Origin of the sequence: Mesorhizobium sp. M0184, assembly GCF_040322215.1 — a bacterium.
Taxonomy (GTDB): domain Bacteria; phylum Pseudomonadota; class Alphaproteobacteria; order Rhizobiales; family Rhizobiaceae; genus Mesorhizobium.
This window is the reverse complement of record NZ_JAMYSZ010000016.1, coordinates 72,323-98,443: the sequence shown is the minus strand read 5'-3', so window position 1 is coordinate 98,443 and position 26,121 is coordinate 72,323. Positions and strand designations below refer to the sequence as shown.

Genomic DNA, 26,121 nt, shown 5'->3' with positions numbered 1-26,121 from the left:
TCAAGGAGAATGCGGCCAACATGGCTGGGTCGCGAGCAGAAACCATCAGCGCAAACGGGAAGGCTGCATAATGGCCGAGGCCTATATCTGCGACTACATCCGCACGCCGATCGGACGCTTCGGCGGTTCGTTGTCGGCGGTCCGTGCCGACGATCTCGGCGCTATCCCTCTGAAGGCGCTGGTCGAGCGCAATCCAAACATCGACTGGGCTGCCATCGACGACATCGTCTATGGCTGCGCCAACCAGGCCGGCGAGGACAATCGTAATGTGGCGCGCATGGCGCTGCTGCTGGCCGGCCTGCCCAAGGAGGTTTCGGGCTCGACCGTCAACCGTCTCTGCGGTTCGGGCATGGATGCGGTGATAATTGCTGCCCGCGCCATCAAGGCCGGCGAGGCGGAGCTGATGATATCAGGCGGCGTCGAATCGATGAGCCGCGCTCCGTTCGTGCTGCCGAAGGCAGAGACCGCCTTTTCGCGCAATGCCGAGATTTACGACACCACGATCGGCTGGCGCTTCATCAATCCGCTGATGAAGAAGCAATACGGCGTCGATTCGATGCCGGAGACCGGCGAGAACGTGGCGGAAGAGTTCGCTGTCTCCCGCGCCGACCAGGACGCATTTGCCGTGCGCAGCCAGGACAAGGCTGTAGCCGCACAAGCCAATGGCCGGCTGGCAAAGGAAATCACGCCGGTGACGATCGCGCAGCGCAAGGGCGATCTGGTCGTTGTCGACAGAGATGAGCATCCCCGCGGCGGCACGTCGATCGAAGCGTTGGCCAAGTTGCCGACGCCGTTCCGGCAAGGCGGCACGGTTACGGCCGGCAATGCCTCGGGCGTCAATGACGGCGCCGCGGCGCTGATCGTCGCCTCGGAAGCAGCCGCGAAAAGATACGGGTTGACGCCGATCGCCCGTATCCTCGGCGGTGCCACCGCCGGCGTCGCTCCGCGCATCATGGGCATCGGTCCGGTGCCGGCCACGCAGAAGCTGTGTGCCCGGCTCGGCCTGAAGCCACAACAGTTCGATGTCGTCGAGCTCAACGAGGCCTTCGCCTCGCAAGGCATTGCCGTGCTGCGCCAGCTCGGCATTGCCGAGGACGCGGAGCACGTCAATCCGAATGGCGGCGCCATCGCGCTCGGTCATCCGCTCGGCATGTCGGGTGCGCGGATCACCGGCACGGCGGCATTGGAACTGCGCGAACGCGGCGGCCGCTACGGCCTCGCCACCATGTGCATCGGCGTCGGCCAAGGCATCGCGGTGGCGCTCGAGAGATTGTGAGCAAGCGTCGATTTGCCGGGCCATTTAATGGCGCGTTCCACCCACTCAAATTTGACCATGTGGACAAAAGCCGGGCACCGCTCCATAGTTCCTTCGCCGATATTCCGGAGAAGAGAGCCGGCTCGACGCGGCGCCAATCAGAGGGGCATGCAATGGACAACAAAAAGAGCAGAATCCAATCGAAACGCGACGGGCTTTCGCGACGCAACGTGCTGGAGCTGGGCGCGCTCGGCCTGGCGGCAGCGATGCTGCCGGGCAGCGCCTTTGCCAAGACCAAGAAGCTGAAAGTGGCGGCGATCTTCGCCACGCCGATCGAGGAGCCGTGGGACAACCAGATCCACGTCGCCCTGCAGAAGGCCGAGAAGGAACTCGGCATCGAATACAAATGGTCGGAGAAGGTGCAGACGGCCGATTTCAGCCGCGTCATGCGCGAATATGCGCAGGGCGGCTATGAGCTGGTGCTGGGCGATGCCTTCGCCGCCGAGCGCGAATCGCGCAGGACCGCCAAGCAGTTCCCGAAGACCGCCTTCCTGTTCGGCTCCGGCGCCGGGCCGGCCGAGCCGAATTTCGGCGTTTTCGACAACTGGATCCACGAGCCGGCCTATCTGTCCGGGATGATCGCCGGAAAGATGTCGAAATCGGGCACGATCGGCGCCGTCGCGGCGATGGGCATTCCGGAAGTGAACCGGCTGGTCAACGCTTTCTTTGCCGGCGCCAGGGAGGTCAATCCCAACATCAATAAGAAGGTCGCCTTCATCGGCTCGTTCTTCGATCCGCCAAAAGCAAAGGAAGCGGCGGTCGCCCAGATCGATGCCGGCGTCGACGTGATTTACGCGGAGCGCTTCGGCGTCATCGAAGCGGCGGCGGAGAAAAAGATCCTCGCCATCTCCAACATGTCGGACCAGTCGAGCCTCGGCCCCGACACCGTGATCACCGGGCCGGTCTGGGACATGTATCCGACCGTCGAGCAGGCGATCAAGCTGGTCAAGGCCGGCGTCTTCACCGCGCAGGATTACGGCGATTTCTCGCGCATGGCCAAGGGCGGCTCCTACCTCGCGCCCTATCACAAGTTCGACAAGACGCTGCCGGCCGAGGTCAAGGAACTGGTCGAGAAGAAGAAGGCCGAGATACTCGATGGCAATTTCCGCGTCGACGTCGATGAGAATACGCCGGTCTCGGACTGAGCGGCGCATCCCTCCCCCTTGAGGGGAGGGTGGCCCGCAGGGCCGGGTGGGGTCCTCGGCGACGCGCTCCATCTTTTTCGGTCTAAACGTCGAGGCAGCTGAGGGGACCCCCCCCGCCTCGCTTCGCTCGGCACCCTCCCCTCAAGGGGGAGGGATATCGGCGTCAACGCCACCAGGATCCCGCCTTGTCAACGCCTGCCCCTCTTATTGAAATGCGCGGCATCTCCAAGAGCTTTGGCGCCGTCAAGGCGAACGAGGCCGTCGATCTCAGCGTCGCGCCGGGTGAAATCCTCGGGCTGCTCGGCGAAAACGGCGCCGGCAAGACGACGCTGATGAACGTGCTGTTCGGCGCCTATGCGCCCGATGCCGGCGAGATCCTGGTGCAGGGCCGGTCGGTGGCGATCAACAGTTCGGCCGATGCGCTGGCCGCCGGCATCGGCATGGTGCACCAGCATTTTCATCTCGCACCGCGGCTTTCGGTGCTGGAGAACCTCTTGATCGGCATTCCCGGCAGATCGGGCCGGATCGACCGCGCCGGCGGGCTGGCGCGGCTCGCCGAGATCGGCCGCCAGCACGGGCTGACGCTCGACCCGGACCTCCCTGTCTCGGCGCTGTCGGTCGGCGAGCAACAGCGGCTCGAAATCGTCAAGGCGCTGTTTCGCGGCGCAAGGCTGCTGATCCTCGACGAGCCGACGGCGGTGTTGGCACCAACCGAGGTCGACGGGCTGTTTTCGGCGCTGCGCTCGATGGCGGCACAAGGGCTCGGCATCATCTTCATCTCGCATAAGCTCAACGAGGTGCGAGCGCTGACGCATCGCTGCGTCGTGCTCCGGCATGGGCGCGTTGCCGGCCGCGTCGATGCGCCGGCCAGCACCACGTCCTCGGAGATGGCGCGGCTGATGTGCGGCCACGAGATCGTGCCTCCGGCCAGAGGACCGTCGATGCCCGGTGCGGCCGTGCTGACCCTCGACGGTATCTCGACATCTCATCATTCCGGCATGGCGCTGCGCGATGTTTCGCTGTCGGTTCGTGGCGGCGAGATCCTCGGCATCGCCGGCGTCTCCGGCAATGGCCAGCGCGCGCTTGCCGAGGTCATCTCCGGCGTGCGTGCGCCCGATGCCGGGAAGATGACCATAGCCGGCAAAACGGTTTCGCGGTTCTCGCCGAGCACAGTGCAGGCGCTCGGCCTCGGCCGCATCCCGGAAGACCGTATGACGACAGGGCTGGTCACCAATCTGCCGCTCGCCGATTCGATGGTGCTGCCGCGCATCGGCACGGCGGCGTTCAGCCGCAACGGCCTGCTCAAGCCGGATGGGATCCGCGCCTTCGCCGAGGCACAGATCAAAGCCTACGATATACGTTGCCCCGGGCCGATGACGCGCGCCGGGGCGCTTTCCGGCGGCAATCTGCAGAAGGCGCTTTTGGCGCGCGAACTCGCCTTCGATCCGAAGGTGCTGATCGTTTCGCAGCCGACTCGCGGCCTCGACATCGGCGCCGCGCGCTTCATCCACGAAAAATTCCTCGACATGCGCGCCAAGGGCTGCGGCATCATCGTCATCGGCGAGGATCTGGAAGAGTTGCTGATGCTCTCGGATCGTATCGCGGTGATGTATGAGGGCCGCATCGTCGGCACGCTGGATAGCGCCGACGCCAGCATCGCCAGACTCGGGTTGATGATGACCGGAGCGGAGGGCCATGCCTGATGTTCCGTCTCGAGGCCCGCACCTCAACGCCCGCCTGGTTCAATCTGGCGCTGCCGCTGCTCGCCATCGGCGCGACGCTGATCTTGTGCAGCGGCCTCATCGCACTGGCCGGCGCCGGCGTCGTCGAGGCTTATGGCGTTATGTTTTCGGCGTCTTTGGGCGACAGCTACGCCATCACCGAAACGCTGGTGCGTGCCGCGCCGATGATCTTCACCGGACTGGCCGTGGCGGTCGCCTTCCGCGCCAAATTCTGGAACATCGGCGCCGAAGGGCAATTGCTGGCTGGTGCGGCGGCGAGCTGTGCCGTCGGTGCAATCCCGATGCCGGGGCCGCTCGCCATGCTGCTGATGGCGCTGGCGGGCGCTGCCGCCGGCGCGGCCGTCGCCCTGATCCCCGCCACGCTGAGGGTAAAATTCAGGGTCGATGACGTGGTCAGCTCACTGCTGCTCAACTCGGTCATTTTCTATGCACTGATGGCGCTGATCGAGGGGCCATGGAAGGACAGTTTCAGCGGCTACCCGATCTCGCCGCCGATCGAGGATACGGCCAATTTTCCGGTGCTGCTCGAAGGCACACGGCTGCATCTCGGCGTCGTCGCGGCGCTGGTCGCGGCACCGGTCATCTGGTTCGTGGTCGCGCGCACCACGCTCGGCTTCCGCATCAGGGTCACCGGCGAAAACCCCGAGGCGGCGCGCTATGGCGGCATCAATGTCGAGCGGGTGCTGATTTCGACGGCGCTGCTGTCTGGCGCATTGGCCGGCCTTGCCGGCGTCGGCGAGGTCGGCGGCGTGCATTTCCAGGTGATGAGCGACATCTCGCCGGGCTATGGCTATTCCGGCATCGTCGTCGCCATGCTGGCGAGGCTCAATCCGCTCGGCGTCGTGCCGGCGGCGATCTTCCTTGCCGCCGTCATGACCGGCGCTGAGGCGATGTCGCGGGCGACCGGCGTTCCGGCCTTCCTCAGCGATGTTATTCAGGGAACCGCATTGCTTGCCATGCTGGTGGCGCTGCTGTTCACCGCCTATCGCCTCCGTCGCGTGGGAATAGCCAAATGAGCGTGGTGCTGGAGCAGATATTCCAGGTCGGCTTCCTGGCCGCCATCATCCGCATCGCCACGCCGTTGGCCTTTGCGACGCTGGGCGAGATGTTCTCCGAGCGCGCCGGGGTGCTCAATCTCGGCATCGAAGGCATCATGCTTCTGTCGGCGATGACCGGCTTCACCGCGGCGAGCCTCAGCGGCAGCCTTTGGCTTGGCGTGCTCGCGGCGGTGCTGACCGGGGCGCTGATGGGCGCCGTGCACGCGCTGTTCACTGTAGCGCTCGGCCTCAGCCAGCATGTCTGCGGCATCGGCGTGACGCTGTTCTCGTCGGGCCTTGCCTATTTCCTCTACCGGCTGATCTTCGGACAGCAATCGGTGCCACCGAACATCAAGGGGTTCGAGACGCTGCCGATCCCGATCCTGTCCGACATACCGGTGCTTGGGCCGGCGGTGTTCAATCAGTTTTCGCTGGTCTACATGGCGATGCTGGCCATACCGCTGGCCGCCTTCGTGCTCTACCGCACGCCTTGGGGCCTAGCGGTGCGCATGGTCGGCGAAAACCCGCGTGCCGCCGATTCTGCCGGCGTCAGCGTCATTGCAACACGCTTCCAGGCGGTGATCCTCGGCGGTGCCTTGATGGGACTGGCCGGTGCCTTCCTGTCGATGGCGCAATTCAACGCCTTCACCTTCGGCGTGGTTTCGGGGCGTGGCTGGGTGGCAATCGCGCTCGTCGTTTTCGGCCGCTGGGATCCGTGGCGATCGGCAGGCGCGGCACTGCTGTTTGCCTTCGTTGACGCCTTGCAGTTGCGTATGCAGGCGAGCGGGCTTGGCCATATCCCCTACGAGGCCTTCCTGATGCTGCCGTTCATCTTCACCATCGTCGCTATGGCGGTGATGTCGCGCAATGCGGTGGCCCCGTCGGCGCTGCTCAAGCCGTTCCGGCGCGAAGAGCGGTAGCGGCGCTTCGCCTTTCACATCGCGGTGAAGCCGTTATCGACGAACAGATGGGCGCCGTTGACGAAGCTGGCCTCGTCGCTGGCCAGGAACAGGGCTGCCTTCGCGACCTCTTCCGGCTCGCCGATCCGCCCTTGCTGCGCCGCCATTGCCGCGTCGGAGACATCGACGCCGAGTTTGTCGAGATCGGCGACCTCGCGCAGGCCATGCGGTGTCCTGATGAAGCCTGGACAGACCGCATTGCAGCGGATGTTGCGGTCGCGGAACTCGACGGCGATGGCACGCGCGAACATATGGCAGGCGCCCTTGGTGGTGTCGTAAAGCACCTCCATCGGCGTCGCCGCCACCGCCGAGATCGACGAGGTGCAGACGATGGAACCGCCGCCGGCGGCGATCATGCCGGGCAGCACAGCACGCGTCATCAGGAACATCGAACGCACATTGACGGCATGCAGCCAGTCCCATTCCTGCAGCGTGGTCTCCAGGAAGGGTTTGATGACGAGGGTGCCGGCATGGTTGAACAGAACCGTGACCGGGCCGAATTTTTCCGTCGCGCCCTTCACCGCCGTTTCGACCTGCGCCTCATCCGATACGTCAGCGACCCAGTGCTCGGCGACATGGCCGCGTTGCCTGATTGCCGCCGCGGTAGCCGCCGCCGCTTCGCCGTTGCGGTCGACGATCGCCACCTTGGCGCCCTCGGCCGCGAAAAGCTCCGAGGCCGCACCGCCCATTCCTGTCGCGCCACCCGAAATGATGGCGACCTTGCCGGCCAGTCTTGTCCCCATGGTTTGCTCCCTGCTGCCTTGCCGTGACGTCGCGGCTTTCCGCTGAAGCGATGCTATCCCTCATCCATTGGATGGCCAAGGAGCCACAGACACATGGACCTGACGTTTCCTGCCGTCACCCCGGCATGCCGCAAAAGGCAGCGCTAAGCAGTAAAAGCACTAACTTGTCCGCCGTTTGGAGAAAATTGTTCTAAGGATCGCGCGAAAATAGCACTCGACAAAGTCTACTGATTTTATAGATTAAGCGCCGAGACGGAGGTCGATATGTCCTATAGCCAGAACGCTCAGACTGCCCGCAAAGGCCAAAGGCTGGGTTCCGACCAGGTGTGGCGGCCGGCCTATGCCGGTGCTTTCGCCTATCTCGTCTTTGCCCTTGCGTTTGTATTCACCGGGGCAGTGGTACTGGGGCTGATCCCCTGATTGTCAAGGCTCTGATCATCGAGGCTTCCTCGGGATAGCGGCCTGCCGTTTGCAGAGATTCCGGAGTTGATGAACCGAATGCCGGTGTGCATTTGCGCGCCCTGATTCCAACGTGATGGAGGAGATGGCAATGCCGATCGAGTTCACGCATGTTCCCGGTAAGATCCACGCTGCCGACGCCAGCTTTTTCTATGACTTTGTCGAGACCGCGACGAAGCTGTCACTGATCGAGGATGCTGGATTCCAGAGGATCGTCATCGACGACCAGGCCGGGCTGCTGACCAATATGGACCTTGCCGCCCAGACGCTGGACCGGACCTCGTCCCTGGAGGTCGTGCTCACGCATTGGGCAGGCGTGATCGAACCAACCGTGGCGGCGCGACAACTCGCTGCCCTCGACGCGAGAAGCGGTGGCCGGCTGTCGCTCAGGATGCTCAGCGAGCCGCTGAGCGACGACGATGCCGAGGCACGTCCGGCCGGCCACACAGTGGTCTGGCAACGCATTGATGAATATCTGGTGCTGCTGAAGCGGTTGTGGTCGAACGACAGGCCGTTCGACCATGAAGGCACCTTTTACAGCATCAAAGGCGGCTATGTGCCGCGCAAGGGGCCGCATGGTGCCGATGTGACCATCCGCATGGGCGGGCAGTCGGGCACTGCGCTCAGGGTCGCGGGCAGGCATGCGGACGTGTTCGAGCTGGCGCCTGGCTCGCTTGCAGAAATTCACCAGTCAATGGAGCGCGTACGCGGCGCTGCTGCCGAACACGGCCGGGCCGGCAAGCTGCGTTTCGCGCTTCCCGTCCGAATCCGTTCGGAAGACAAATCGGCCGCTTCCTGCCAGAAGGCGCTCGAACTTGCCGGGCCGCCGGCGCAGGTCGCGCTGTCGCTGCTTTCCTACGCCGCTTTGGGGATCAAGGAGTTCATGATCGTCGGCGTCGACAGGCCACGCGAGATTGCGACCGCCGGCCGCGAGGCGATCGCGCTCTTGCGCAATTCACTGGCACGGCGCGAGGCCGATGTCCCTCAGCCGGGGGCGTTTGTGTCACGCGCGACACAGGGCGCGCGAGCCGGCTGCTGAACCGTCGTCCCGCGCCTTGGTGACGGGTCTACCACCATTCCGGGAAAGCCGCGTGAGCCGCCCTGGCCAGCGTCGGTATTTCCTGATCGGGAACGGAGCTGTAGGGCCAGAGCAATCGCGGACCGAGCGGCGCCCAGCCGCCGGCCGCCGCCATCGCCTTGTCGAGTGCTGCATCGCTGACATCGTAACGGGTGCGACACGGTAGAACATGTGCGGCGAGGAACGCCCATATGCGGGCCTCGACCTCGGCAGCTGCGACCATGTCGGTGCGGATCATCTGCCACCACTGCACCGCGCCCTTCGGGTTGAGGCAGGCAACGTTGGAATAGCTGCCATGGGCTCCCCCGGCATACCCTGTCGCCAGCGTGTGGCCGGGGACGAAGACGGAAAATCCGTCCAGTTTGCGGCGCGTGTCGGCATACCAGCCGGCGTCGCCGCCCGGCCGCTTGGCGCCGACCAGCGATGGCACGGCCGCACGCAGACTGGCGATGCCGTCGAGCGTCAGGTGGCGCTTGGCGTGCGGCGGATTGTAGAGCACCAGCGGCGTTTCAGGCGCGGCGTCGCACAGGCCGCCGGCAAAGCGCATGACCTCGTCGTCGCTGGGCGGCCACCAGTCGGGCAGCGTGAACTGCACCGCCGCCGGGTGAAGTCCGGCGACCCGCGTCAGTCGCTCCAGCGCGACGCGCGGATTGGACTGGCTGATGCCGATCTGGAAAGGAAGGCGCGCGCGGCCGGCTATGGTTGCGACCAACTCACAAAGCCGGTCGAATTCGGGCTCGGTCTGGCAATGGAATTCGCAGGCCGTGCCATTGGAATAGACGCCGTCGACGCCTGAGGCGCAGAGCCGGGCGATCGTCTCTTCCGTCGCCTGCCAGTCGATCGCTCCGCGATCGTCGATGGCCAGCATCACCGCGCCCCAGATGCCGCGCGGTGCGTGTGCGGGCAAGCGGGCCAGATGGTCGTCGAGGTCAGCGTCCACCGGCGATCTCGTGTTCGCGGCGGGTTTCGTTCGACGCAAAGGCAGCCTCGACAATGGCGATGATCTTGCGCGCATAGATGCCGTCGACCGGCACCGGCGTGTCATCGGCAATGGCATCGCGCATTGCGCTCCATTCGCGCACCAGCGCGTTATGCATCCAGTTCGGCTCAAAGGAACCGGGCAGCTCGGTCCAGACCGTCTCGCGGCCAAGCATGGTGCCGCGGTCCATGTCGATGCGCAGCGTTCCCCGCTCGCAGACCAGATCCATGGCATAGGTGGTGGCGCCGGTGCGATAGCCGACGCTCTGCACCTGGCCGATGCCGCCGCCGGCGAAGCGCAATCCGAGCAGAGCGCTGTCGTCTGCTTCCTGGTCATGGAACTTGGCGCCGAGCATGCCGCTCACCGACACGACATCGTCATCCATCAGCCAGACCAGGCGATCGACCGCGTGGATGCCGGCCGTCAACAGCATGCCGCCGCCGGTCGCCTTGCGCAGATGCCAGTCGCGGCGATTGTGCTCCATCCACAGCTTGATGATCCAGCTCGATCCGGCGAGCGGCCGGCCGAGCTCGCCTTCCTCCAGAATTTGCCTGGCCGCCATGCAGGGCAGGGCGAAATGCATGAGGTGGGCGACCATCAGCTTGACGCCACCCTTGGCCACGGCGGCGTTGATCGCATCGCAGGCAGCCACCGTCGGCGCCATCGGTTTTTCGAGCAGGATATGCTTGCCGGCCTTTGCCGCGCCGATGGCCATTTCGGCATGGAGATGGTGCGGGCTGGCAATGAGGACCGCATCAACCTCCTTGTCGTCCAGCAGCCTTCGCCAGTCCGCGTAGCCGCGGCCGCCATGTTCAGCGGTGAATTGCTGCAGTGCGTTGGCATTTCCTCGAGAGGCGGCGACGAGGCGAATGCCGCCAGCCTCAGGGATTGCCCGCGCATGGGCTGCGCCGAAATCGCCGGCGCCGATAATTCCTATTCCAATCATGGTCCTGCCTTTTGATAGGCGGCGTCGATCAGCGACATCGCCGCAACATAATCTTCGATGGACACCGGCGGAGGCGCCTTTCTGGCCAGCCGGTCAAGCGTATCGCGCATGAACAGACGATAGCGCGTCGCCGGCAGTTCGACCGGCAAGTCGACGATTGCCGCGTCGTCGAGCGTTGCGCAGATAACATGGTCGCCATGATCGATGAGGGTGGCATTGGCACTGACGATGCGCCACTCGAAGTCACCGCCGGGGCGCATCGAAGCAAAGGTGTAACCGGCCTCGACAATGAACAGCGCGCCGGCCTCGTCTTCCAGCACCAGAAGTGCGTGATCCTCGACCGGGCCGGGATGGATGCGGTTCGCGATCGAAACGCTTTTCAGGCCGAGCTTGCCGGTTGCGAGGCTGAGTGCCGCGTCGACGCCGTGTATGCCGAGATTCCTCAACGCACCCCCGCCACCAACCGCCGGGTCGAGCACCCAGGCGACACCGTCGGCGATGTAGCGTTGCGGCGGGCCGTTGACCAGCCGGAACTGGCAATGCGCCACGGGGCCGGCGCGACCTTGCCGGCGCAGCCGTTCAAGGCCGGCAACGGCCGGCCCGAAACGGTTGGGCAGGGGAACAGCGACAAAAGCCTGGTACTGCCTGGCAAGGTCGCGCAGCGCCATCAGTTCCCTCGTATGGCTGGCCGCCGGCTTCTCCAGGATCAGCGGTATCCCTGCCGCGATGATCGCACGTGCCCGCGCCGGCACCATCGAAGGGTGCCCCATCAACAGGATCACATCCGGCGGGCTGGAGAGTATCTCCTTGAAATCTTCGATAAACGGCAGGTCGTGGTGCGCGGCGAACGCTTGCGCTTGGCCAGGATCCTCGTCCCAGATACCGACGATCTCCGCACCGTAAAAGCGTGCGGCGTCGAGGTGCATTTCGGCGTGCCAGTGGCTCGAGCCGGCGAGGATTATCTTCATTCGGAGGCAGCACGTTTGCTATGGGCTTGCAGGATATCCTACAAGTGGCTATACGACAAGCGGCGGGCAAGCTTCAGCGGATGATGAAAGCAGTGGGATGGCGGAACTGAAGTCGATCGAACCGTTGAGCAGACCACCGCTGCTGCACGTCACCGTGCAGGAAAGCCTCCGGGCCTATATCGAAAGCAACCAGCTCAAGGCCGGCGATCCCTTGCCGCCGGAGACGTTCCTGGCGCAGCGGCTCGGCGTCGGCCGCAACTCCGTGCGGGAGGCCATCAAGGCGCTGGAATCGATCGGCATCCTGGAGACGCGGCGCGGCATCGGCGTGTTCGTCAAGGAGTTCTCGTTCAAGCCGCTGCTGGATAATCTTGCCTACGGCTTGCAAGATTCGCTGCGCGATGTCGAAGAGCTGCGCGAAATCCGCCGCGTGCTGGAAACCGGCCTCATCGCCAAGACGATCGAGATGATCAGCGCCGAAGATATCGAAGCGCTGCGCCAGTTGACCGAGCGCATGCGGCAACGTGCCGAGCGCCATGAGAGCTTCGCCGAAGAGGACCAGCAATTCCATCAGCTGCTGTTCCGCTGCCAGAACAATCGCATGCTGAGCGCGCTGATCGACATCTTCTGGATGGCGTTCAACAAGGCCTCGAATTTCACCAATCTCGACAATCCGACGCCGCTGGCGACATGGCGCGACCATCACGAGATCGTCGAGGCTGTCGCCGCCAAGGATGTCGACCAGGCGCGTCGGCGGCTCGATGACCATTACCGGGGGATCCAGCAGGTTATCGCCAAAAACCGAGCAAGCTGAAGAACAACCTGACTATGCCAAGGGAGGAAACCATGCGCATCAGGACCATCGCATTCTCAGTCGCCGGGCTGCTGCTCGCCAGCATTGCCCCATTGACCAGTGTCCAGGCACAAAGCGCCAAGACCATTGCGGGCGGCTTCGACGTCGGCCCGGGCGGTTTTCCCAAGAACTTCAACCCGCTGGTCGCGACCGGCGGCTACACCTGGCTCAGCACCTATTTTGAACCGCTGGTCATCTACAATGCCGGACTGACCGAGATCGAAGGCGACCTCGCCAAGGACTACAAGATCAGCGACGACCAGCTGAGCTATACGTTCAACCTGGTCAACGAGACTTGGCACGACGGCAAGCCGTTCACCTCGAAGGACGTCAAGTTCACCCTCGAGCTTGCCAGGAACAAGGCCTCCGGCAGCCTGTTTGCCGCCCGCCTCGCCAACATCGCCTCGGTCGATGCGCCGGATGACCACACCGCAGTGGTGAAGCTATCGAAACCGAACGGCTCGTTTCTATCCATCCTCTCGCAGCTGATGATCCTGCCGGAGCATGCCCTGGCCGCTCTGCCGCCGGAATCGCTGGCGACAAGCACCTGGTGGTCGACCACACCGGTCGGCACCGGCCCGTTCAAGTTCAAGCGCTACGTGACCGACCAATATGTCGAACTGGCAGCCGATGACGATTATCGCGGCGGCAAGCCGAAGGTAGACGTGCTCATCAACCGCTATTTCGAGTCGCCGGCGGCGGCCGTTGCCGCACTCCGTGCCGGCGAAATCCAGTTCACCTATGTCGAGCCCGACGATGCGGCATCGTTCAAGAGCGACAGCAATTTCAAGGTGATCGAAGGTGCCTCGTACGTGGTCAACTATATCGGCCTGAACCAGAAGGTCGACCTGTTTAGGGATATCCGTGTCCGCCAGGCGATCATGTACGCGATCGATCGCAACGCCATCATCGACAGCCTCTACGGCGGTGCCGCCGAGCCAGCCAATTGCGGCTATGTCGCGCCGCATCTCGTTCCCGCAGGCCTCGAACCCTATGCCTACGATCCGGCAAAGGCCAAGGCGCTGCTGAGCGAGGCCGGCTGGGACAAGATCAACGGCGACAAGCCGATCACCTTGCTGACCTATTACGGCTCGCCGCAAGCGGCCAATGTGATGGCCGCTGTCCAGTCGATGCTGGCCGAGGTCGGCATCAATGTGGTGCCGCGGGTCGTCGATACGCCGACCTACAACGGCATCGTCTACAAGCAAGGCACGCCGGACTGGAACGCCTTTCCGATGGTCTATGCCGGCCTGCAGAACGGCCCCAACCCGGCCGGCCTCAATCCCGGCCTCAACAAGTCGCAGATCCCGCCGGCAGGCTTCAACACCATGCGCATCGAGTTCGACGATCTGAGCACCGCATTGGACGCCGCGCTAGGCCAAACCGATCCGGCCAAGCTCGATCAATCCTGGCAGGGGGTCTGCAAGGTGATGAACAAGGAGCTACCCTGGGCGACGTTGTGGGTGGCCAACCGCTATGGCGTAGCCTCCAACAAGCTGCATGACTTCGTCTGGACGCCGGCGCCGGGCGGCGGCCCCTACGCAGCTCACCCCGAGCGCTGGGACATCCAGTAAGAAACCCGCAACCAAGCGAGCAGGCGGGACCACTTTGCCGCCGCCTGCCACCGCCACGGAAAGCCCATGTTGAGCTTCATCGCCCGCCGCAGCGCCACAGGATTGCTGATGCTGGTCGCGCTCAGCGTCCTCATCTTCATCCTGTTGCGGCTGGCGCCGGGCGATCCGATCGACGCCTATATCAACCCATCGGTCCCCATGTCGGCTTCCGACCTCGAGGGCCTGCGCGAACGGCTCGGGCTCGATCGGCCGCTTCCCGTGCAATATCTCGCCTGGCTGCGCGCGGCGCTGAGCGGTGACTTCGGCTATTCGATCCAGCGCAGCGGCGTTGCCGTGCTGCCACTGGTCATGGAACGCATCGGCCCGACGGCGCTGCTGATGGGTACGGGCCTGGCGATCGCCATCGTGCTCGGCATTTCCGCCGGCATTTTCAGCGCGGTGCGCCGTAACGAACCATCCGACATCGCGCTGTCGGTGCTGTCGTTTATCGGTATCTCCAGCCCGGCTTTTCTGACAGCGCTGCTCGGTCTCTATTTCTTCTCGGTGCTGCTGCGCTGGGCGCCGTCCGGCGGCATGCAGACCGCGGGTGCGCCGTTCTCGGCGACGGATGTGCTTGCGCACCTCGTCCTGCCCGCCTGCCTGCTGTCCGTCGGCCATGCCGCGGTGATCATGCGTTACATGCGCGCCTCGCTGCTGGAAGTGCTCAACCAGGATTACGTGCGGACGGCGCGTGCCAAGGGCGTGCGCGAGTTCTGGGTGATCATCAAGCACGCGACCCGCAATGCGCTCTTGCCGGTCATTACCTTGATCGGCTCGACTGTCGGCATCGCCATCGGCGGCGCCATCTTCCTGGAAAGCGTGTTCAACTGGCCGGGCATGGGACTGCTTCTGGTCAACGCCGTCGGCACCCGCGATTACCCGGTGATCATGGGCGCTACCCTGGTGATCGGCGTTTGCGTCATCCTGGTCAACCTGTTGACCGACGTCGTCTATGCCGTCGTCGACCCGCGCATTCAGGTGGCATGATGGCAATCACGGCGCCAGATCCTACAGTTGACCCGACAGCCGTGCCGCAAACCAAAGGCCCGCTTCGCCGCGCGCTCGACCGCTTTTTTGAAAACCGCGCGGCGCGTGCCGGGCTTTTGGTCGTCATCCCGATCCTGCTGGCGGTTTCGACGTATCCTTTGTGGTGGGCGTTCGGTCCTAACACCATCGACCTCCGAGCAATGAACAAGGCGCCGTCGGCCATTCATTGGCTGGGCAGCGACGGCGTCGGGCGCGACGTCATGGCCCGGTTGCTGCAAGGCGGGCGGATCTCATTGCTGGTTGCCGTCAGCTCGGTCGCCATCTCCACCGTCATCGGCTTCCTGGTCGGTGCCGTCGCCAGCTTTGGCGGGCGTCTTGTCGACGGCACGGTGATGCGCCTGGTCGACCTGGCGATGACGCTGCCGCCGGTGATCTTCCTGCTGGTGCTGGCTTCGATCGCCGGCACCGGCATCGCCCCGACCATCCTGGTGATCTCGCTGCTCTCCTGGCCGGTGCTGTCGCGCATGGTGCGTGCCCGGCTGCTCGAACTGCGCGAGCGCGACTTTGTCGTCGCCGCCCGCGGCATGGGGGCAGGGCTGCCGCATCTCTTGTTCCGGCACGGCCTGCCCAATTGCATCGATATCCTGGTCGTCTACGCCACCTTACAGATCGCCAACGCCATCCTGCTCGAGGCCGGCCTGTCCTTCCTCGGCCTCGGCATCGCACCGCCCGAAGCCAGCTGGGGCAACATGCTCAATCTCGCCCGCTCCACCGTCGTGCTTGAAAATTACCCCTGGCAATGGATGTTCCCGGGCGCCGCACTGGTGCTCACCGTGCTCGCCATCAACTTCATCGGCGACGGCCTGCGCGATGCATTCGACCCCCGCTCCGATCTCAACTGACCTCAAAGGTTCATCAAAATGCCCCTGTTTACCGGCGTCGTGCCACCTGTCGTCACCCCGCTCAATGCCGATTTCAGCATCGACTTCCCGTCGTTCACCCGCACTATCGAGAACCTGCTCGACGGTGGTGTTCACGGGCTGTTTGTGCTCGGCTCGACCAGCGAGGTGGTCTTCCACGACGAGGCGGGCCGCAGGGCCATCCTCGAGCACGCGGTCAAGGTCAATAACGGCCGGGTTCCGATCTTCGCTGGGGTCATCGACCCGACTACCGACCGCGTCATCAACCACGCCCGGATCGCCAGATCGGCCGGCGCCGACGCCATCGTCGTCACCGCGCCGTTTTATACCCGCACCAGCCAGCCGGAGATCGGCGACCACTTCCGCTATATCAAGGATGCGATCGACATTCCGGTCATCGCCTACGATATCCCGGTCTGCGTTCACATCAAGCTGGAGCGCAAGACCACGGTCGGCCTCGCCAGGGAAGGCGCCATCGCGGGCATCAAGGATTCCAGCGGCGATGACGGCAATCTGCGTTACGTGCTCAAGGACATGGCCGACGATCCCAGTTTTTTCGGCATGACCGGTTCCGAGATCCTGGTCGACAGTGTGCTGGCGATGGGTGCGCATGGCGTCGTGCCGGGCCTCGCCAATGTCGACCCGCATGGTTATGTCAGGCTGTGGAAGCTGACGCAGGCGGGCCAGCATGCCGAAGCCCGCCTGGAGCAGGAGCGGTTGTTGAAACTGTTCGAGATCGTCTGGATCTCGCTCGGCAGGACCAGCGCCGGCTCGGCCGGCGTCGGCGCCTTCAAGGCGGCGATGAAGAGCCTCGGCATCATCGCCTCGAACACCATGGCGCGGCCGCAACGCAGCCTGAACGAGGAGGAAACCGCGAAGGTCGACGCGATCCTTCGCGATGTGGGGCTGCTCCGCTGAGCGTCGCGCCGATCCTCTCGATTTCCGGCCTGCGCTCGGTGTTCCGCATCGCGGGCCGCGACATCGCGGCGGTAAGGGATGTCGACCTGACGATCGGTGCCGGCGAGACGGTGGCGCTCGTCGGCGAATCCGGATCCGGCAAATCCGTCACCAGCCTGTCGATCATCGGCCTGTTGCCGAAAAGGGTCGGACATATCGCAGAGGGGTCGATCGCGCTGCGGCGCAAGAACGGCACGGTCACCGAGCTGACCAGCCTCGATGCCGAGTCGCTGCGCAAGATACGCGGCAACGAGATCGGCATGGTGTTCCAGGAGCCGATGACCAGCCTAAACCCGGTCTACACGATTGGCGAGCAGATCGCCGAACCGATCCGCATCCATCTCGGCAAATCGCACCGCGAGGCAGAAGCAGACGCGGTGCGGCTGCTGGAACAGGTCGGCATTCCCGATCCGAAGCGGCGGGCGCGGCAATATCCACACGAACTTTCGGGCGGGATGCGCCAGCGTGCTACCATAGCCATGGCCCTGTCCTGCGATCCAGGCTTGCTGATCGCCGACGAGCCGACGACCGCGCTGGACGTCACCATACAGGCCCAGATCCTCGATCTTTTGGCCGAACTGCAGGCGCAGCGCGGCATGGGCATCCTGTTCGTCACCCACAATCTCGGAGTCGTCGCCGAAATCGCCGACCGGGTGGCGGTGATGTATGCCGGGCGTATCGTCGAATCGGGTCCGGTGAGCGAGGTGTTCACCCGTCCGCGCCATCCCTATACCGCAGGGTTGATGCGCTCGGTGCCGCGGCTCGGCCAGGCCACGGCGCTGAAGGCGGCGGGAACGCCGCTGCCGACCATTGCCGGAAATGTTCCGTCGCTCGCCTTGCTGCCCAAGGGCTGTTCCTTCGCGCCGCGTTGCCCGATGGCTATCGCTGCCTGCCGCGCCGCGGTCCCGCCATTGTTTGGGGCGACGCCGACCCAGCAAAGCCGCTGCCTGCGTTGGGAGGAGCTCTGATGGCCGACGCCCCTTTCCTCGCTGTCAAAAACCTGACCAAGCATTTTGCGCCGACAGCGTTCTCGCGCGGACCCGTCGTAAGGGCGTTGGAGGATATTTCTTTCGATATCGGGCGTGGCCAGGTGGTCGGTCTGGTCGGCGAATCCGGCTCCGGCAAGACGACGATCGGCCGCTCGGTGCTGCGTCTGATCGAGCCGACATCCGGCCAAATCAGCTATGACGGCACCGACATCACCAGGCTGGGTGCCGCCCAGTTGCGCCGCCAGCGCCGCAAGATGCAGTATATTTTCCAGGATCCCTTCGCCAGCCTGTCGCCGCGCATGACGATCGGGCAGATCCTCACCGAAGGCCTGGACATTCAAGGCATCGGCAAGAAGTCCGAGCGGCGGGTGAAGGCCGAGAAGGCACTTGCCGCGGTCGAGTTGCCGGTCGACGCCTATGACCGCTACGCCCATGAATTTTCGGGCGGCCAGCGCCAGCGCATCGGCATCGCCCGGGCGCTGACGCTCGAGCCGGAATTCATCGTTGCCGACGAGCCGGTCTCGGCACTCGACGTCTCGATCCAGGCGCAAATCATCAATCTGTTGCGCGACCTGCAGCTCCGGCTCGGCCTGACCATGCTGTTCATTTCGCACGATCTGGCTGTCGTCGAGTACATCTGCGACACGGTCATCGTGCTCTATCTCGGGCGCATCATGGAGGTTGCGCCGGCGGCCGAGCTTTATGCCCGTCCCCAGCATCCCTACACGCGCGCGCTGCTGTCAGCCATTCCGTCGCTCGATCCGCTGGCCAGGCAAAGCCGGCAGGTGCTCAAAGGCGATATTCCAAGCCCGGCAAACCCGCCGTCGGGCTGCGTTTTCCGAACCCGTTGCCCGTTCGCGCTGGAAGCTTGCGCCGGGGCTGTACCGCCGCTGAGGGCGACAGCCGAGGGCCATCTGAAGGCCTGCATTCGCGACGACATCGCTTAGGTTTTCTGCCCTCGGCCTACGGGAGAACTTGGGCGAGATGGACAAGGTCGTCGGCCACAAAGTCCCAGCTCTCAAGAGGCGAGAGATCGGTCGTCTGCGCCGGGCCATGCTCTTTTGGCCGAGCAACAAAGGCGGTTCCGATACCGCACCTTCGTGCCGCCGCCAGGTCGTCATTGTGCGCGGCGATTAACACGGCCTCCGCAGGTCGCACCCCCAGGATCTCCACTGCGCGGAGATAAGCCTGCGGCGCAGGCTTGTAGGTGCCGAACACATCCGAGCCAAGGACGGTGTCCCAAGGCAGGCCGGCGCGCTTGGCCATATCCAGCAACAGCCGGGTATTGGCCCCTGATAAGGGCACGATGATGAAGCGTTCCTTTAGCCTCGCAAGGCCTTTCAGCGAATCGGGCCACGGCTCCAGCCGGTGCCAGGCGAGGTTGAGTTCCTCAAGTTCGGCGGTCGGCAGCTCGGATGGGGCCAGCCCGAACTGGACGAGGGTGGCGTCCAGATTCTCCCTGTTGATTACGTCAAGTGACACGAAAGGCCGCTGCCCCGTCCGCACCGCCTCGGTCGAGGCGTCATAGCGCGACGCCCACGCATCGGCGAATTCACCGGGATCGACCTGCTCTGCACCAACTCGCGCGAGGAAGGCGCCGGCCTCCCTTGCGATACCGCTGCGCCAATCAACGACGGTTCCCAGAACATCGAAGAATAGGACTCGAGTGGCGGTCATATTGAGCTTTCCGGTCGGGTTGCGGTTGGTGTCCTGCGGCATCGGTCGCGATAGCACGGATCGACCTCGTCGAGCTGCTGATCAGATAGTCGAAATGTTTAAAAGCCTGAGCGCGAAGGTGGTTCCCCCGGGCTCATTGAAACGTCGCCGACGCCAACCCATATGCAATGCGCGTCGGATGTTTCCTCCCATTCGTCCGGCGCGTTCCCCTCTGAAGGTTTTCGACCTTCACATCTGGCCGGGCTTTGCAGCCCGGCCTTTTTTTGCGGGGTAAGTGAGCGAGCCGAGATCATGGCGCAGGCGTGCCCAGCGTATCGATGCGTTTCGCCAGCGCCGCGGGATCGCCAAGCACGCGCAGCGTCTTCAGCCGAGCTGTACCGCCGGCGGCGATCGAGACGCCCGATGCCGGCACGCCAAGCGCCTTAGCAACCAGCCTTTCCAGCGCTCGATTGGCGGCTCCGTTTTCCGGCACGGCGCGGACGCGGGCTTTTAGATAGCTTCGCCCATCCACCGATGTTTCGATGCCCTCCAGCCTGTCCATCGCCGCTTTCGGCGTCAGCCGGACGAACAGGTCGATGCCGTCGGCGCGCGTGCGGAACGGCGCACTCATGGACGCCCTGGGCTCAGACGACCAGCGAAAGCACGGTGGTGAGCAGGAACTGCCGGATAAAGAACAGGATCAGCAGCAGGATGATCGGCGAGATGTCGATGCCGCCGAGGTCGGGCATGAAGCGGCGGATCGGCCGAAGCGCCGGCTCGGTCAGCCGATAGAGCATGTTGCTGATGGTGTCGACGAACTGGTTGCGAGAGTTGACGACGTTGAAGGCGTAGAGCCAGGAAAATATCGCCGAGGCGATGATGATCCACCAGTAAAGGTCAAGCGCCATGACAATGGTCTGAATGAGGGCGATCATGCCGGTCTCCGATTGCTGCCGACATGTAGCCACTGTAGGTGAAAGCGGCAAGAGCCGTCTTCCGCCGCATGGGCGAGGGCGCACGAACGGCCGAACGGCATTTCGGCAGCAAGCGCAGCCTTGACAGGAAACCGCAGCGGCCGATAAAAGCCCCATCCGCTGGACGGGGCTGTAGCTCAGCTGGGAGAGCGCGTCGTTCGCAATGACGAGGTCAGGAGTTCGATCCTCCTCAGCTCCACCAGCGGATTTTTAGAATCCCTTGCCTGGTTGCATGCCGAAGACCCGCTTGGAGTCCATGGCTATCCTCAGCTGAAGCAACCGAATGCATCGCGGGCCTCTGCCGGCTTGGCACTATCGTTGCCGAGTGGATTCACATCGGCAACGTAAAGACCCTCTACACCAGTAGCGTATGCGGCCTATTGCCACTGCGCCTCGTCCTTGCCAGACTTGGTCCGTCTTCAAAACCGAGGGGAATTCACCATGACCAGCGCGACAAGGCGTGATTTTGTAGGTCTTACAGGAATGGCAGCGACTGCCCTGGCCGGTGCTGTTGCAACACGAGCTACCGCTGCGGAAAGCGACGTATCGCCATCATTCGATGAGGTTCTTCAAGAGTACAATCAAAACAACACAGAAAGGACTAGATCAAAGCTGGCGATCTATGTGGTCCTTTCTCATCTGCACGCCAGTCTCGAGGAGGAATTTAGCGACCTTGGGCTAGAGCTGCCTTTAGGGAAAAAAGCGTTGCCATCGAACCTGCCGGCCAATTTCGCGGACGCGCAGGTTGCACCCCTTCCTTGGCTCTTCAAGCCCTCGGAAGTTACCGACCACGAACGAAACGGCTATGCGACAATTGCAATGCGAATGAACGCAGTGATGGCAAGACACACCGCCGACGTGAGTGTCGGGGTTTCGCATATCATGTCGCACAAGGGATAGCCGCGACCTTGCCGGCGAGCACGGCACGTCAGGCGAGCACAACGCCGGCCGGCGATTTGTTGTTGCGGGCGAACCGACTGCCTGTTTTCGCGAGGCGACTGCGCTGCGAGAGTCCTCACAATGGATAAATCCTTCCGGGACGCGCCGCGCGAGATAGCAAAGCTCTCGGCACCCCGGCCAGTGGGAGTTGTCAGCCGTCCGCGCGTAGTGGCGCTGCTTTCGCAGGCCCTCGACAGTGGTGCATGCTGGCTGGCTGCGCCTGGTGGATACGGCAAGACCACCGCGGTGATCGACTTTCTGGAACACGGCGGGCTGGAACAAGGCGGGCTGAAGCAAGGCGAATCGGCGTACAACTGGTATCGGGTCGACACCGAGGACCAGGACGTTGCTCGCCTTTTCCACTATCTGACGCTGTCGCTCGACGGCACGCATGCCGGCATGCCGGTGTTTGGTCCGGAATATGCCGACAATTCCGACGATTTCGCGCGGCTGTTCTTCCGCACCTATTTCTCGCGGCTTGATCCGGGCACGATCCTGGTCCTCGACGATCTGCATCGTGCCGATGCGCCAGGCTTTCGCCGGACGCTGGCGATCCTGTTGCGCGAACGCCCCAACACCGTCCGCTGCATCTGCACATCGCGGATGCTGCCCGAGGGCGATGTCGCCGACCTCGTGCTGTCGGGACAGTTGCCGGTGCTCAACCAAACGCTGCTGGAGTTTTCGCCTGCGGAGGCTCGCAACCTCGTCACCGCCCGCTCGCAATCGCCGTCCGAGGTCGGCGACATTTCGGAGGCGCGCGGCTGGGCGGTAGGCCTTCTCCTGCTGGCCAACGCCGGAATGTACTACCCGCTTTCGCAGACCGGCCTTGCCGGAGGCGCCGGCCTTCGGGAGATTGTCGGACGTTATTTCCTGCGCGACATCGCGCCGGAGGACCAGGATCTGCTTATCAGGCTCAACGTTCTGCCGGAGATCAGCACGGAGCTTGCCGATGCGTTCCTGGGCTCGCCGCAGGCTGCTCGCCTGCTGGTGCGGCTGCAGCATCGCCAGCTGCTGATCACGCGCGACGGTCCGGGCGGCGCCGCCTTCCAGCTGCATGACTTGTTGCGCGAATACCTTGCCGGCCTACTGGACCGGCGCGTGACGGAAGCGGACCGTTCCAGGCTGCGCGAGCAGGCAGCAAAGGTCCTGCACGAGGCAGACAAAACCGACGCGGCAATCGTGCTGGCGTTGCAGGCGGGCGCCTGGCCGCTGGCACGCCAGCTCATTCTGGAGTGCGCTAACGGCGTTCTCTCGCAAGGGCGCAGGGCCAGCTTCGTCGAATGGTGCAACAGGCTGCCCCCCGACCAGATGGACGGGTGGGTCCATTATTGGCTGGGCGTCGCCTTCGCATCGGACGATGCGAAGGCCGAACCGCACTTCTCCAAGGCATGGCAAGCATTCGAGAACACCGACATGCGCGGCCAATGCCTGACGGTCGCGCGGGCGGTCGTAGTCAAGACCGCCAGCTGGCGTACGCATGAGGGGCTGGCGGATTGGACGCGCCGAGCCTCACAGGTTCTTGCCAAGGGATTGCCGGAGTTGGATCCGGAGGAACTCATGATGGTCAGGCTCGGCATCCTGCGGGCCGTCGATTTCGCCGAACCTGGCGAATTCGACGCCCATGACGCGAAGCGCCTCGTGAATGATATCCAGCAGCGCCTGACACATCTGCCGATCGAGGATTCGGTCGAGTTGCGCCTGCTGGCAAGCGAAGCGCTCATCGACTACGCGACCTCGTCGGGGCAGCGCGACATTTTTGCCAATGCCGTGGACAGCGTTGCCGCCGATCTCGAACATCCGGATATCCCGCCGCTGGTGCTCGGCATGTGGCTGGTGTCCTTTGGCTCGGCCAGCGGCCGTTACTTCCCCTATTCGCGGCGCGGTTTTGTCTATGCCTCGGCCGAGGATGCGTTGCGACGCGCAACGGCGATAGGCGAGCAGCACGCCTTACGGGGCGTCGAGTTCAGCGCCCTCTATCAGCTTCAATTGCTGATGAAGCTTCACAACAGGTTCTCGGAATTCAATGCGCTCGTCTCCCGGCTGGGCGAGATCGCGGACAGCAGGTTCACAACCCAGGTCGCTGTAGTCGCCGACTGCCACGCGGCGATGCACACGCGCAACGGCGACTTCGTCAAGGCTTATCTCGACTGCGATGCCTTCATGGATGCGATCGAGCGGGCGAATGAGCCGATGATCGAACGCTGGCCGCATTACGTCACCAAATACCAGGTCCTGCTGGCCGATCGGCGTCCAGCGGAGGCCATTGCGCTACTCCAGGAGATCGTCGAAAGGCTGAGCGGCGGCCCTCGCCAGCGCGTCGAACTCAACATTCTGGCCGCTCAGGCCCTGGAGCAGAAGTGGAAAGGCGGCGCGTCCTATGGCACTCGTCTGGCTGAATTCATGGAGGTGTTGCGCCAGGTCAACCCCTCCGCAATCCTGCTCAACCTGCCGGACTTATTGGCCGAGCTGGTCGCCGATGCGCTGGAGCGAAAGATCGACGTCGATCTCTGCCGCCGCGTCGTTCGGGCGCGATACCTGGTCCCGCCCGCTGGCCGACCCGCCCAGTGGCCTTGGCTGCTCAGGATCCACTTGATGGGAGGCTTCCGCCTCGAAATCGATGGCGCCGAGGTCGCGCCCGGTGCCAAACCGACCCGCGCGCTCGACATATTGCGCATTATCTGCCTGTCGAGGGACCAGGTCTGTTCGGTGGAAACCCTGCAGGATTGGCTCTGGCCCGACCTCGACGGCGACCAGGCCAAAGCGGCCTTGGAGCAGGCGCTGCATCGTCTGCGCAAATTGCTCGGGCAAGGCGAACTCGTGACGCTGAGAGAAGGCCGTTTGCGGCTCGCTGCCGACAAGGTCTGGATCGATCTGCAGGATTGGGAAGACCGGCTGAAACGCGTCCTGTCGGGCCAAAGAGACAGCGCAATCGAGGAGCAGGAAATCCTGCTGGAAGGCTTTGGCGGCCCGCTTTTCTCGAATGGCCCGATGCCCGCCTGGTCGAACGCCGCGGCCGACCGGGTGCGGGACGGGTTGGTGGAGCTTGCCGTGCGGATCGCCAAACACTGGCAGAGCCAAGGCAACGCGGATCGGGCACGCCAGGCGTGCCGGCGTGCGCTCGATTTCTACCCGGAATCGGCCAAACTCCATGGCACGCTCATCCAGGAGAGCCTCTCCAGGAACGACCATGCCGGCGCCATCGAGGATTACCGGCGCTATGAACGCGCGCTCGCTTCGACCGGCGATGACGAGCCCTCGCCTTTGCTGCGTTCGCTCGTGCGCCCGTTTCTCTAGACCGGTTCATCGTTTCACGGAAACGCCGAACCGCTCTATCTCTTTATTTTTGCGCAATTCCGGACGGAAAACCGTTCCACACTTTTCCTGGAATTGCTCTGGCGCAGCTCGGAACTCCGTAAGCCGTCCGTAAGTCGCGGTCTGGGAACCTCGGCCCGTCGATCAAAACCGATCGCCGGAGGCCTGAAGCCCCCGATACCAACACTCACAGGAAGGAAAAGGTCATGCCGTATACTGCCAGAGCAACTTCGAGAGTGCGTGCCGGCACCATCCGCGCTGGAGCCACAAGACTTTCCGACCAGCTCAGGATCGGGCCTTGGTCGCTCCTCTCGCCCGAAGCTGTCATACAGCAAAAGTACAACTCCCTTGGAGGCGCCGGCTTCGCTGAGATCGACAGGAAGGACACTGGAAAAGCCTGGTATCTCAAGAACGGCTCATGCATTTGTTACAACGATGCCATGCACGACGCCTTTGAGATCCATGGCGAAATCTACAGGAAGTGGATTGCGCTTGGCGGTCTCGCGTGGGGCATTCCCTGCACCGACGAAAGCGGAACTCCCGACGGCGTCGGCCGATACAATCACTTCAACAACAATACCGCTTCGATCTACTGGACACCGAATACCGGTGCTCAAGCGATTTGGGGGGCAATTCGCGGCAAATGGGCAGCAATGGGCTGGGAGCGCTCGGTTCTCGGCTATCCGGTCACCGACGAAACCGGAACTCCCGACGGCGTCGGGCGCTACAACCATTTTGCCAATGCCGGCTCGATCTACTGGACACCGAACACAGGAGCCAACGTGGTGTACGGTGACATCCGCAAGAAGTGGGAGAGCCTGGGCTGGGAACAATCATATCTGGGCTATCCCACGACCGACGAGACCGAATTTGCCGATGGTGGCCGTGCCAATCTGTTTGAAAACGGTGGCATATACTGGTGGCCCGACACCGGCGCGATCGACCTTCGAGATGTCGTCGTCCACTATACCGGCCTCCATTGCTTCGGCGAAACCGACTGGGATCAGGGATCGAGTGCGGACGAACCCTATGTCATCGTCAGCGTGACAACGCCGCAGATCGCCGACACCAGGCGCAGCCAGGTCTATGGCGACGTCGATGCCGGAGATACGAGACCCGACCTTATGGAAATCTATCGAGGCAAGCCCTACGGCATCAATATCGGCACGGTGCTGATGGAAAACGATTTTGGCGACCCCAACAAATACAAGGACGAGGTGCAGAAGATCGTCATGGGCGTCCATACGGCGGGCACGCTGGCTTTGGGCCTCATTCCGGTGGCAGGACCTATCATTGCCGCGATAGCCGGCCCCGCCCTGGGATCCTTGATGCCATCGATCGGCGGCGCCATCAGCGATCTCTTCGATTGGGGCGATGACAGGATCGGGAGCGCGACAGTGACCATCTCCGCAAAGCAGATGGTGTTGCTCGCGGCACGCACGAACAATACCACCTTCAGCGGGATTGGGTTCAAAGTGGAAACGCCCCTGATTTCCGGCGAGGGGGCTTCCTACAAAGCCTATTTTGGCTTTGTGCCTGCCTAGGCCAATCGC

24 protein-coding genes and 1 tRNA gene are annotated in these 26,121 nt (G+C 63.6%); 18 read left to right on the top strand and 7 right to left on the bottom strand.

What is annotated here, in order from left to right:
* Positions 1-70 precede the first annotated feature (70 nt).
* The 5 genes from pcaF to NKJ23_RS20320 all read left to right on the top strand — a co-directional run bounded on the left by pcaF (position 71) and on the right by NKJ23_RS20320 (position 6,159).
* A complete protein-coding gene (pcaF, locus tag NKJ23_RS20340; RefSeq protein ID WP_352681883.1) occupies positions 71-1,276 on the top strand; it encodes a 3-oxoadipyl-CoA thiolase in 1,206 nt (401 codons plus the stop codon).
* A 152-nt stretch (positions 1,277-1,428) separates the two neighbouring features.
* Positions 1,429-2,460, top strand: a complete 1,032-nt coding sequence (locus NKJ23_RS20335; RefSeq protein ID WP_352681881.1) for a BMP family protein — start codon at positions 1,429-1,431, stop codon at positions 2,458-2,460.
* 212 nt (positions 2,461-2,672) lie between these two features.
* Entirely contained in the window at positions 2,673-4,163 is a 1,491-nt protein-coding gene (locus NKJ23_RS20330) for an ABC transporter ATP-binding protein (protein ID WP_502902554.1), read from the top strand.
* A complete protein-coding gene (locus NKJ23_RS20325; RefSeq protein ID WP_352540873.1) occupies positions 4,163-5,218 on the top strand; it encodes an ABC transporter permease in 1,056 nt (351 codons plus the stop codon). The genes NKJ23_RS20330 and NKJ23_RS20325 overlap by 1 nt, the downstream gene beginning before the upstream one ends.
* Entirely contained in the window at positions 5,215-6,159 is a 945-nt protein-coding gene (locus NKJ23_RS20320) for an ABC transporter permease (protein WP_023678177.1), read from the top strand. The genes NKJ23_RS20325 and NKJ23_RS20320 overlap by 4 nt, the downstream gene beginning before the upstream one ends.
* A 14-nt stretch (positions 6,160-6,173) precedes the next feature.
* Here the strand turns inward: NKJ23_RS20320 and NKJ23_RS20315 are convergent, their stop codons facing one another.
* Positions 6,174-6,941, bottom strand: coding sequence for an SDR family NAD(P)-dependent oxidoreductase (locus tag NKJ23_RS20315; protein ID WP_352681879.1), 768 nt, complete (start codon positions 6,939-6,941; stop codon positions 6,174-6,176).
* Positions 6,942-7,205: 264 nt separating this feature from the next.
* On the opposite strand from NKJ23_RS20315, the gene NKJ23_RS20310 reads away from it, so the two are divergent.
* Both NKJ23_RS20310 and NKJ23_RS20305 read left to right on the top strand, forming a co-directional pair.
* On the top strand, positions 7,206-7,361 hold the full coding sequence (locus NKJ23_RS20310; protein ID WP_023678176.1) for a hypothetical protein: 156 nt from the start codon (positions 7,206-7,208) through the stop codon (positions 7,359-7,361).
* A 130-nt stretch (positions 7,362-7,491) separates the two neighbouring features.
* Positions 7,492-8,439, top strand: a complete 948-nt coding sequence (locus tag NKJ23_RS20305; protein WP_352681878.1) for an LLM class flavin-dependent oxidoreductase — start codon at positions 7,492-7,494, stop codon at positions 8,437-8,439.
* Between the two features lie 28 nt (positions 8,440-8,467).
* Here the strand turns inward: NKJ23_RS20305 and NKJ23_RS20300 are convergent, their stop codons facing one another.
* The 3 genes from NKJ23_RS20300 to NKJ23_RS20290 are packed head-to-tail and all read right to left on the bottom strand — an operon-like array spanning position 8,468 to position 11,371.
* Entirely contained in the window at positions 8,468-9,418 is a 951-nt protein-coding gene (locus tag NKJ23_RS20300; RefSeq protein ID WP_352681876.1) for a dihydrodipicolinate synthase family protein, read from the bottom strand.
* Positions 9,408-10,403 (bottom strand): Gfo/Idh/MocA family protein, encoded by a 996-nt coding sequence (locus tag NKJ23_RS20295; RefSeq protein ID WP_352681874.1) that lies wholly within the window; start codon positions 10,401-10,403, stop codon positions 9,408-9,410. Before NKJ23_RS20295 ends, NKJ23_RS20300 begins: the two co-directional genes overlap by 11 nt.
* On the bottom strand, positions 10,400-11,371 hold the full coding sequence (locus tag NKJ23_RS20290) for a Gfo/Idh/MocA family protein (RefSeq protein WP_352681872.1): 972 nt from the start codon (positions 11,369-11,371) through the stop codon (positions 10,400-10,402). The genes NKJ23_RS20295 and NKJ23_RS20290 overlap by 4 nt, the downstream gene beginning before the upstream one ends.
* 97 nt (positions 11,372-11,468) lie before the next feature.
* Here NKJ23_RS20290 and NKJ23_RS20285 point away from each other — a divergent pair, with 97 nt between their 5' ends.
* The 7 genes from NKJ23_RS20285 to NKJ23_RS20255 all read left to right on the top strand — a co-directional run bounded on the left by NKJ23_RS20285 (position 11,469) and on the right by NKJ23_RS20255 (position 18,634).
* Positions 11,469-12,182 carry a FadR/GntR family transcriptional regulator gene (locus NKJ23_RS20285; protein ID WP_352470738.1) on the top strand — a complete coding sequence of 238 codons (714 nt, stop codon included), beginning with the start codon at positions 11,469-11,471 and terminating at the stop codon, positions 12,180-12,182.
* 32 nt (positions 12,183-12,214) lie between these two features.
* A complete protein-coding gene (locus tag NKJ23_RS20280) occupies positions 12,215-13,795 on the top strand; it encodes an ABC transporter substrate-binding protein (protein WP_352681870.1) in 1,581 nt (526 codons plus the stop codon).
* A gap of 66 nt (positions 13,796-13,861) precedes the next feature.
* Positions 13,862-14,821 carry an ABC transporter permease gene (locus NKJ23_RS20275; RefSeq protein WP_352681868.1) on the top strand — a complete coding sequence of 320 codons (960 nt, stop codon included), beginning with the start codon at positions 13,862-13,864 and terminating at the stop codon, positions 14,819-14,821.
* Positions 14,821-15,723, top strand: coding sequence for an ABC transporter permease (locus NKJ23_RS20270; RefSeq protein ID WP_352681866.1), 903 nt, complete (start codon positions 14,821-14,823; stop codon positions 15,721-15,723). Before NKJ23_RS20275 ends, NKJ23_RS20270 begins: the two co-directional genes overlap by 1 nt.
* Positions 15,724-15,741: 18 nt before the next feature.
* Positions 15,742-16,659, top strand: a complete 918-nt coding sequence (locus NKJ23_RS20265; RefSeq protein WP_352681864.1) for a dihydrodipicolinate synthase family protein — start codon at positions 15,742-15,744, stop codon at positions 16,657-16,659.
* Positions 16,656-17,666, top strand: coding sequence for an ABC transporter ATP-binding protein (locus tag NKJ23_RS20260; protein ID WP_352681929.1), 1,011 nt, complete (start codon positions 16,656-16,658; stop codon positions 17,664-17,666). Before NKJ23_RS20265 ends, NKJ23_RS20260 begins: the two co-directional genes overlap by 4 nt.
* Positions 17,666-18,634 carry an ABC transporter ATP-binding protein gene (locus NKJ23_RS20255; protein WP_352681861.1) on the top strand — a complete coding sequence of 323 codons (969 nt, stop codon included), beginning with the start codon at positions 17,666-17,668 and terminating at the stop codon, positions 18,632-18,634. Before NKJ23_RS20260 ends, NKJ23_RS20255 begins: the two co-directional genes overlap by 1 nt.
* A gap of 16 nt (positions 18,635-18,650) precedes the next feature.
* Here NKJ23_RS20255 and NKJ23_RS20250 read toward each other — a convergent pair whose 3' ends face one another.
* From NKJ23_RS20250 to NKJ23_RS20240, 3 genes are all read right to left on the bottom strand, one after another.
* On the bottom strand, positions 18,651-19,406 hold the full coding sequence (locus NKJ23_RS20250; RefSeq protein ID WP_352681859.1) for a haloacid dehalogenase type II: 756 nt from the start codon (positions 19,404-19,406) through the stop codon (positions 18,651-18,653).
* A gap of 247 nt (positions 19,407-19,653) precedes the next feature.
* Positions 19,654-19,974 (bottom strand): DUF167 family protein, encoded by a 321-nt coding sequence (locus NKJ23_RS20245; protein WP_352681857.1) that lies wholly within the window; start codon positions 19,972-19,974, stop codon positions 19,654-19,656.
* 13 nt (positions 19,975-19,987) lie between these two features.
* On the bottom strand, positions 19,988-20,278 hold the full coding sequence (locus tag NKJ23_RS20240; protein ID WP_023678162.1) for a YggT family protein: 291 nt from the start codon (positions 20,276-20,278) through the stop codon (positions 19,988-19,990).
* Positions 20,279-20,443: 165 nt separating this feature from the next.
* On the opposite strand from NKJ23_RS20240, the gene NKJ23_RS20235 reads away from it, so the two are divergent.
* The 4 genes from NKJ23_RS20235 to NKJ23_RS20220 all read left to right on the top strand — a co-directional run bounded on the left by NKJ23_RS20235 (position 20,444) and on the right by NKJ23_RS20220 (position 26,112).
* Positions 20,444-20,519: transfer RNA gene (locus NKJ23_RS20235), tRNA-Ala, on the top strand.
* A gap of 239 nt (positions 20,520-20,758) precedes the next feature.
* Positions 20,759-21,217, top strand: a complete 459-nt coding sequence (locus NKJ23_RS20230; RefSeq protein ID WP_352636932.1) for a hypothetical protein — start codon at positions 20,759-20,761, stop codon at positions 21,215-21,217.
* Positions 21,218-21,337: 120 nt separating this feature from the next.
* Positions 21,338-24,550 carry an AfsR/SARP family transcriptional regulator gene (locus tag NKJ23_RS20225; protein WP_352681855.1) on the top strand — a complete coding sequence of 1,071 codons (3,213 nt, stop codon included), beginning with the start codon at positions 21,338-21,340 and terminating at the stop codon, positions 24,548-24,550.
* A gap of 224 nt (positions 24,551-24,774) precedes the next feature.
* The gene (locus NKJ23_RS20220) at positions 24,775-26,112 is read left to right on the top strand and encodes an LGFP repeat-containing protein (protein WP_352681853.1); all 1,338 of its coding nucleotides are present in this window, start codon (positions 24,775-24,777) and stop codon (positions 26,110-26,112) included.
* Positions 26,113-26,121 lie beyond the last annotated feature (9 nt).